The following is a 7557-nucleotide window of genomic DNA, read 5'->3' as shown; positions in this document are numbered from 1 at the left end:
CTGAAGGGCCTGGTGCAGCAGGAGCCGCTGGCGCTGAGCCTGCGGCCCGGCGTGGGGCCTGTCCGGGCGGCGCAGGCGCTGGCCGCGCTGGAGCTGGGCCGCCGCTCGCAGCGTGCCGGGGAGCGCAGGCCCAGGCTGCGCACGCCGAGGGAGATTGCCGCGTACCTGGCGCCGGTGCTCGGGGCGCTGCGGCGCGAGGTGTTCCACGTCCTGTGCTTCAACGCGCGCAACGTGCTGCTGCATGACGCGCGCGTGGCGGAGGGCACCATGAACACCTGCCCGGTGGACCCGCGGGAGGTGTTCGCCGCGGCGCTCACCTCGCGCGCCACGGCCATCGTCCTGGCGCACAACCACCCTTCGGGGGACCCGGAGCCCAGCGTCCAGGACGTGGGCCTGACGCGGCACCTGGTCGCGGGGGCGCAGCTGCTCAACATCAAGGTGCTGGACCACGTGGTGATGGGAGACGGCGGCTACGTGTCGATGCTGGAGCGCGGGCTGATGCCGGACGAAGCACAGGAGAAGCGGCGGACGTGGAGCGCGAATGGAGGCGGCGGATGATGGTGGGCATGGTGGGGTTGTGGGGCGCGGTGCAGGTGGAGCTGCTGGAGGACGTCCGGGCGCAGGTGGTGCGGCTGGACACCGGACAGGCCTGCACGGTGGAGCGCGCGTCGCTGCCCAAGGGCGTGCGCGAGGGTGACGTCGTGGTGGATGGCCGGCTGGAGCCAGGGCAGACGGAGGCGCGGCGGCAGGACGTCGCGAGGATACGGGCGAGGCTGGCTGTTCCGGTTCCACCCCAGTTCGACCTGTGAGTGGAGGCCGCGCGCCGGCCTCGTTTCCGTTGACGGCTGGACCAGGATGATGAACATGCGCGCGATGCCGGTGGACCTGCCCTACCTTGAGGAAGCACAGCAGGGGCTGGTCCGCCACTTCGGCCTGTCCCGGTTCCGGCCAGGGCAGGACCAGGTCATCTCCTCCGTCCTGAGCGGCCGCAACACGGTGGTGGTGATGCCCACCGGCGCGGGCAAGAGCCTGTGCTACCAGCTGCCCGCCACCCTGCTGCCGGGGCTGACGCTGGTGGTGTCGCCGTTGATTGCCCTGATGAAGGACCAGGTGGAGCAGCTCACCGCGCGGGGCATTCCGGCGACGTTCATCAACTCCTCGCTGTCCGACCTGGAGCGCGCGGAGCGGATGCGCAAGCTGCGCGCGCGTGAGTACAAGCTGCTGTACGTGGCGCCCGAGCGCTTCCGCAGCATGAGCTTCCTGGAGACGGTGTCCGCCCTGGGCGTGGACCTGCTCGCCGTGGACGAGGCGCACTGCATCTCCCAGTGGGGGCACGACTTCCGGCCGGACTACGCGCTGCTCGGACAGGTGCGCAAGCGGCTGCGTCCGCCGCGCACGGTGGCGCTCACCGCCACGGCCACGCCGGAGGTCCGCGCGGACATCGTGCGCGTCCTGTTGATGAAGGACCCGCGGGAGTTCGCCATGGGCTTCGACCGCCCGAACCTCTTCCTGGGCAAGCAGGAGGTGGGCGGCGACGCGGACCGGCACGAGGCCTGCGCGCGGCTGGCGTCCACGGGCGGGAGCGGCATCGTGTACTGCTCCACGCGGCGCGCGGCCGAGGGCATCTTCTCCGAGCTGCACGGGCGCGGGGTGAAGGCGGTGCTCTACCACGCGGGCATGGATGACGACGCCCGGCGCCGCGCCCAGGACACCTTCATGGCCGCCAAGGAAGCGGTGGCGGTGGCCACCAACGCGTTCGGCATGGGCATCGACAAGCCGGACATCCGCTTCGTCGGCCACGCCAACATCCCCCGGGCGGTGGAGGCGTACTACCAGGAGATTGGCCGCGCGGGCCGCGACGGACAGGCCGCGCGCGCGGTGCTGCTCTTCAACCACTCGGACGTCTTCACCCAGGAGCGGCTCATCCAGAGCAGCCACCCGGCCGAGGCCATCTTCGGGGACGTGTGGAACGTGCTCCAGTCGGTGGAGGAGTTCGAGCGAGGCGTGCACGCGCTCGCGGGCACGGTGAACGCCAGCGAGTTCGAGGTCAGCGCGGCGCTGCGCATCCTCGAACGCGAGGGCAAGGTGGAGCGCGGTGGCCGCGGCGAGGGCGAGCACGGCATCACCCTGCTGGAGAAGGCCACCTCCGCGCAGCCGCACTCGCCGGACGCGCAGCGGCTGCTCAAGTCCCTGCTGGAGACGTCCCCCGTGGGCCGGCAGCTCACCACGGAGCTGCCCATCCTCGCGCGGCGCATCGGGCTGTCGGTGGACGAGGTCCGCCACGCGCTGGGCCTGCTGGAGAAGGCCCAGGTGGCCAAGGTCCGGCGCCCCTTCGCCGGGCGCTCCATCCGCGCGTTGGAGCGGGTGCCCTTCCGCGAGCTGGGGCTCGACCTGAGCCACGTGCGGGAGCAGGAGCGGCAGAACCTGTCGCTGCTGCGACGGATGACCGAGTACGCCTATACGGACCGGGACAAGAAGTGCCGGCGCTCGGCCATCCTCCACTACTTCGGCCAGCGCGACGCCCACACGTCGTGTGGCAACTGTGACGTGTGCGCGCCGGAGAAGATGCCCACGCTGCTGGCCCACGGGCCGGCCGCGTCGCGCTCGCGTGGCATGGGCTCCGCGGCGGCGCCGGTGGTGACGAACTACAGTGAGCTGGCCTCCACGGAGCTGCGGCGCTGGCGCAAGGAGCTGTCGAAGGACTTGGGCGTCGCCCCCTTCATCATCTTCAACGACGCCACGCTGCTGGGCCTGTCCGCGGCGCTGCCGGTGGACCGGGAGGGCTTCCTCGCGGTGAAGGGCACCGGGGAGAGCCGCTGGGAGCGCTTTGGCCCCAAGGTGGTGGAAATCTGCCTGATGGCGCGCGCCGCGGGCCATGAGCCCCAGGCCATGCCGGACGCCGCGGTGCGCGCGCGCAAGCCCGCGCTTCGGCGCCGGAGCTGAAGTCGCGGCCGCCCTCAGGGGTGCCGGCGTCCGCCCTCGCGCGGGGCCCGGCGCGCCAGCAGCGTCCGGACGCCGCCCATCACCGTGCCCACCACCATCGCGAGCAGGAAAATCACGACCATGGTGGTGAGCCCGAAGACGACGCGCACGCCCACCTCGGAGATGCGGCCGGAGAAGTAGGCCGCTCGCAAGGGCTCCATGGCCCCCGTCAGCTCCAGGGCTCGCGCCGGCAGCGAGTCCAGCGACAGCGACAGCCGCTGGAGGAAGCGCGAGGGGAAGTAGCGCAGGGCGAGCTCCACCCCGAGCCCCAGCAGCAGGTAGACGAGCGACAGCAGGAACGCATTGCCCCACATGATGTGCAGCAGGGGAGAATCCGTTCGGGAGGAGAAATACCTCACGCTACCTCGCCGCCTTCTTCTTGAGGCTGGGCAGGGCCTTCTTCACCCGCGCGGCCTCATTCGCGCCACCGGCCAGCTTCAGGAACGCCTCATAGGACTCCACGGCCCGAGGCAGGGCGCCGGGCTCGCGCACCAACGCATCCGCGAGCGCCAGGCGCGCCAGGCCGTCCGCCGGCTCCAGCTCCACGGCCTTCTCCAGCGCGGCCCGGGCCACGTCCTCCTGTCGCTGCTTGAGCGCCACCATTCCCAGCGCGAGCTGGGCGCGCCCATCAAAGGGCGCCAGGCGCACGGCCTCATCCGCCGCGGCGCGGGCATCCTTCACGGCCCCCGCCCCCAGCAGCGCGCGCGCCATGGTGGCCCGCGCGAAGGCCTTGTCCCAGACAGTCGGCGCCCTGGCCGCCAGGTCCTCCAGCGTCCGCGCGGCGCCCCGCCCACCGCTCGGCAACTGCGCGTACAGCTCGCCCACCCGGCCACAGGTGGCGTCAGGCCCTTCCCGCCGGGCCGCGGCGAAGGCCGCCTCCGCGTTGCCGCTGTTGCCCTGGCGCATGAAGGCGAGGGCAATCTCACAGAACGTCTCCGCGTCCTTCGGGTCCAGCTTGTTGGCGCGCTCCAGCGCCGAGAAGCCGGCCCGCGCGTCTCCCGCGCCGAAGAGGATGGCCGCGCGCAGCTTGTGCGCCTCGGCGTCATTCGACAGCAGCTTCACCGAGCGCTGCACCGCGCCCTCCGCGTCCTTGCGGCGGCCCGCGTGGAACAGCGCCAGCGCGAAGCCCTTGTGCGCGGCCGCGCTTCCCGGGTTCTCCAGCTGCCACGCCTCGAACTGCTTGAGCGCCTCCTGCGTCCGCCCCAGGGCCAGCAGCGTGCGCCCCAGCGCGTCCCGGGCCTCGCCGTGCGCCCCGTTGCGCTCCACCGCCTCCGTCAGCGGCTTGAGGGCCATGTCGGGCAGCCCACGCGACAGCATCAACCGCCCCAGCGAGCACGCGGCCTCGTAGTCACGCGGGTCCTTCTGGGCCTCCTCGAACAGGGCCTGCGCCTTGTCGTAGGCCCGCTCGCGCCAGTAGAGCTGCCCCAGCGCCAGCCGCATGTCGTTGCGAGGCCGCTTCGCCGCGTGCAGGGCCTTCTCCAGCAGCTCCCGCGCCTGGGCGCCGTGGCCCTCGGCGGCATCCGCCAGGGCCAGCCAGGAGACGGCCTCCGGGGGGTACCGGTCATTCACACGCGTGCGCGCCAGCTCCGCGCGGGCCTTCTTCCAGTCTCCCAGGCGCGCGTACGCGGCGCCGCGCACCAGGGACACCTTGCGGCCCCCATCGGCGTCCAGCCGGGTGAGCACCTCGCGCTCCCGGTCGCGGTCCAGCAACGTGCGGCCCAGTCCTTCGCGGGCCTCTTCGCTCGTGGGCCGCAGCTTGAGCGCGGCCTCGTAGGCGGCCTGCGCCGCGTCCAGCGTCCCGGCCGCGCGACTGGCGGCGCCCAGCGCGAGCTGGAACTCGAAGGCCAGGGGCCCCTGGGCGCCCTTGGAGAGCAGCGCGCGGGCCTCGGCGTGCTTGCCCTGGGCGGACAGCAGCTCGCCGTGCACCAGCTGCTGGCGCGCCCTCAGTGGCGAGGGGAGCTTCGGGTCCTCCGCGAGCTTCGCCACGTCCGCCAGCGCGGCCTCCAGGTCCTGGTATAGCGCGAGCCGGGCCTCCGCCTGGCCGATGCGGGCCGAGGGGTGCTCGGGGGATTTCTTGCGCGCGCGCTCGTACATCTCGATGGCCTGCGGAAAGTCCTCGGAGGCCTTGTAGTAATCACCCAGGGCCACCAGCGCGCGGACGTTGGCGGCGGAGGCGCGCAGCGCGCGGTCGAAGCGCTCGAGCGCCTGCTTCTCGTCCTTCGCCTCCAGCAGCAGGCTGCCGGCGAGCGCATGGACCTCGGTGCTGTCCTGCTGCGAGCCCAGCAGGGCGCTCCGCGCCAGGGCGCGTCCGCGCTCGTCCGCCACCAGCACGTTGGTGACCAGCACCTGCGCGGGGGCGGTGTCCTTCACGCCCGGTCGCTCCAGCGCCTCCAGCGCCTGACGCCGGTCCTCGGAAGCCTGCCCATGGTCCGCGTAGCGCAGCGCGTGCGCCCAGGCCGTCAGCGCCCAGGCCCGGCTGCTGCTCTCGTCCATGTCCCGCGCCTTCTGGAGCTGCGCCAGCGCGGCCTCCAACGAGGCCCCCGTGTCCTGGATGATGAGCTCCTCGGCCCGGGCCAGCGTCTCGTTCAGCGTCTGTCCGCCCTGGTTCGCGCGGATGTTGATGAAGCTGAAGACGACGATGGCCAGCACCACCACGCCCACCACGGCCCCAGCGGCCTTCACGCCGTGCCGGGCGATGAACGACGTCTTCGCGGCCTCGCGCGCCAGCTTCGCCCGCAGCTCCTTCTCGTACTCGGCGGTGAGCGCCTCGGTGTCCGGCTTGCGCGCCTTGGCCTTCGCGGCGGAGGCCACGGGCGCGGGCGCCGCGTCCGGGATGTCCTCCAGCAGGGAGCGCTTGCCCCCAGCGCCTCGCGGCGTCGCGGGCGTGCTCGCCACGACGGGCCTCGCCGCCGTCGGCTCGGGCGGAGGCAGGTCGCCCAGGAGCCCCCCCGCGCCAAAGGCCCCGGGGTCCTCGGCCACGGCGTGCTGCTCCTCCGCGTCACTGCCCGCCTCGGACTCCAAGGCCGGGGCAGGCTCGTCCGCGACGGACACCTGCTGCGTCGGCGCGTCCGCGACGGCGCCGGAGTCCTGCGCAGCGTCAGCGCGCTGTTCGAGCGCGGATGCCTCCGTGGGCGCCTGGGCCTCGGGGGCCGCTCCATCCGCGCCCCCCGGAGGGGCGTCGTCATCGTCCCCCAACCCCAGGTCCAGGCTCGGAAGCTCCGCGCCCAACACGGACGACACCGGCACCGGCCGGTTCAACAAGCCCAGTGAGGCGCCCGCGTCAGCACCTTCCCGAGGCGCCGCGTCACCCGAAGAGGCTCCCGCGCCGCCCTGCTCCGCCGCGTCAGCGTCCGAGCCGGCCTGCGTGCTCCCTTCCGCATCCGCGTCCTTCTCGGAAGCTCCGGACGCAACCTCCCCGCGAGCCGCCCCCGAGGCGCCTCCCGCAGGCGAGGCACCGGCATTCGCGGGCTTCAGCTTCGCCGCATCCCCCAGCGCGGCGGCGCGCAGCCGGGCCGCCGCCATGGGCGCCACCGTGGGGCTCGGCGCCTCGTCCTTCGGCGCCTCCTCCGACGGCGCGTCCTCGTCCGACGACGGCTTGTCCAGCCCCATCAGGTTCGCGAACACGGGGGCCGGCCCACCCGCGAAGGCCTGCTCGGTCTGCTCCAGCCACTGCTTCACGCGGCCATCATTCGGCTGCAGCGCCAGGGCCTTGCGAAGGATGGGCAGCGCGGACCGGTACAACCGGTGCTGGAGCAGCACCTCGCCAATCAGGTTGTAGGCGTAGGGGTTGTCCTTCTCGATGGAGATGGCCTGCTCGAACTGGTCCATCGCCTCCGCGGGCCGGCCCTGCTGGATGAGGGCCTTGCCCCACAGCACACGCCCGACGACGGACGCGGGGTGATGGGAGATGCCTTGTCCGCAGACCTCGATGGCACGCACGGCGTCCCCCTTTTCAAGCAGGGCCTTGGCGAGTTCGACGAAAACGGAAGAGGTGGGGTCCTGCCGGAGGAGCTGCTCGTAACGCTCCACCATCGACTTGGCCATTGCGCTCGCGACTCCGGTGCTCGGGCGGGGAGAAGGACCATACCACCGCTCTCTCGTCCCAGGCTGCTGCCGGGTGGTACCCTCCCCGTCGTGAATCGCCTGCCTGCCCTGCTCCTCGCGCTCGTCCTTGGGGCGTGCGCAACCACGTCCAAGAAATCCAACCTGGAAGCACTCAAGCCCACCGTGGAGCGCTTCCACCAGGCCCTCCGGTGGAAGGACTTCCGGAGCGCCACCCGCATCCTCGTCCCCGAGCGGCGCAAGGACTTCCAGAAGTCGCGTCTGGCGCTCAACGACGACAAGGATTTGTCCATCACCGACTACGAAATCGAGGACGTGAAGCTGTCCGACGACGGGCACCGGGCCACGGTGCAGAGCCGCATCCAGTGGATGCGCCTGCCCTCGGCCTCCGAGCGCACCGCCATCGTCACCTCGGAGTTCGTCTTCCGGGACGGGGCGTGGCTGCTGGAGAGCCAGGACGACGGCCCCTTCGAGGGCGAGCTGCCGAGCCCGAGCACCAGCCCCTGTCTCTTA

General features: G+C 72.4%; 6 protein-coding genes. 4 read left to right on the top strand and 2 right to left on the bottom strand.

All coding sequences use genetic code 11. The annotated features are described in order from the left end of the window. The 3 genes from G4D87_RS29875 to G4D87_RS29865 form a co-directional block, all read left to right on the top strand. Positions 1-558 (top strand): JAB domain-containing protein (locus G4D87_RS29875; protein ID WP_163786102.1); only part of this gene is annotated, 558 nt, incomplete at its 5' end. Further along, complete coding sequence (locus tag G4D87_RS29870; protein ID WP_163786103.1) at positions 558-809, top strand: DUF3006 domain-containing protein; 252 nt, start codon at positions 558-560, stop codon at positions 807-809. The genes G4D87_RS29875 and G4D87_RS29870, both read left to right, overlap by 1 nt. Positions 810-855: 46 nt before the next feature. Further along, positions 856-2943: a RecQ family ATP-dependent DNA helicase gene (locus G4D87_RS29865; protein WP_163786101.1), complete on the top strand. Its 2088-nt coding sequence runs from the start codon at positions 856-858 to the stop codon at positions 2941-2943. Between the two features lie 14 nt (positions 2944-2957). On the opposite strand, the gene G4D87_RS29860 is transcribed toward G4D87_RS29865, so the two are convergent. Together G4D87_RS29860 and G4D87_RS29855 are read right to left on the bottom strand one after the other, a co-directional pair. Beyond that, on the bottom strand, positions 2958-3341 hold the full coding sequence (locus G4D87_RS29860; RefSeq protein ID WP_163786100.1) for a hypothetical protein: 384 nt from the start codon (positions 3339-3341) through the stop codon (positions 2958-2960). Between the two features lies 1 nt (position 3342). Then, positions 3343-7026: a tetratricopeptide repeat protein gene (locus G4D87_RS29855; RefSeq protein ID WP_163786099.1), complete on the bottom strand. Its 3684-nt coding sequence runs from the start codon at positions 7024-7026 to the stop codon at positions 3343-3345. A 90-nt stretch (positions 7027-7116) separates the two neighbouring features. Here G4D87_RS29855 and G4D87_RS29850 point away from each other — a divergent pair. After that, a partial coding sequence (locus tag G4D87_RS29850) for a hypothetical protein (protein WP_163786098.1) occupies positions 7117-7557 on the top strand: 441 nt, incomplete at its 3' end.

It is taken from the genome of Myxococcus vastator, assembly GCF_010894475.1.
Lineage (GTDB): Bacteria > Myxococcota > Myxococcia > Myxococcales > Myxococcaceae > Myxococcus > Myxococcus vastator.
This window is presented reverse-complemented; position numbering and strand designations above follow the sequence as displayed.

Excerpts from the sequence above, each read along its gene's own strand:
- G4D87_RS29855 (WP_163786099.1), bottom strand. The coding sequence starts at position 7,026 with ATGGCCAAGTCGATGGTGGAGCGTTACGAGCAGCTCCTCCGGCAGGAC.
- G4D87_RS29870 (WP_163786103.1), top strand. The coding sequence starts at position 558 with ATGGTGGGCATGGTGGGGTTGTGGGGCGCGGTGCAGGTGGAGCTGCTG.
- G4D87_RS29865 (WP_163786101.1), top strand. The coding sequence starts at position 856 with ATGATGAACATGCGCGCGATGCCGGTGGACCTGCCCTACCTTGAGGAA.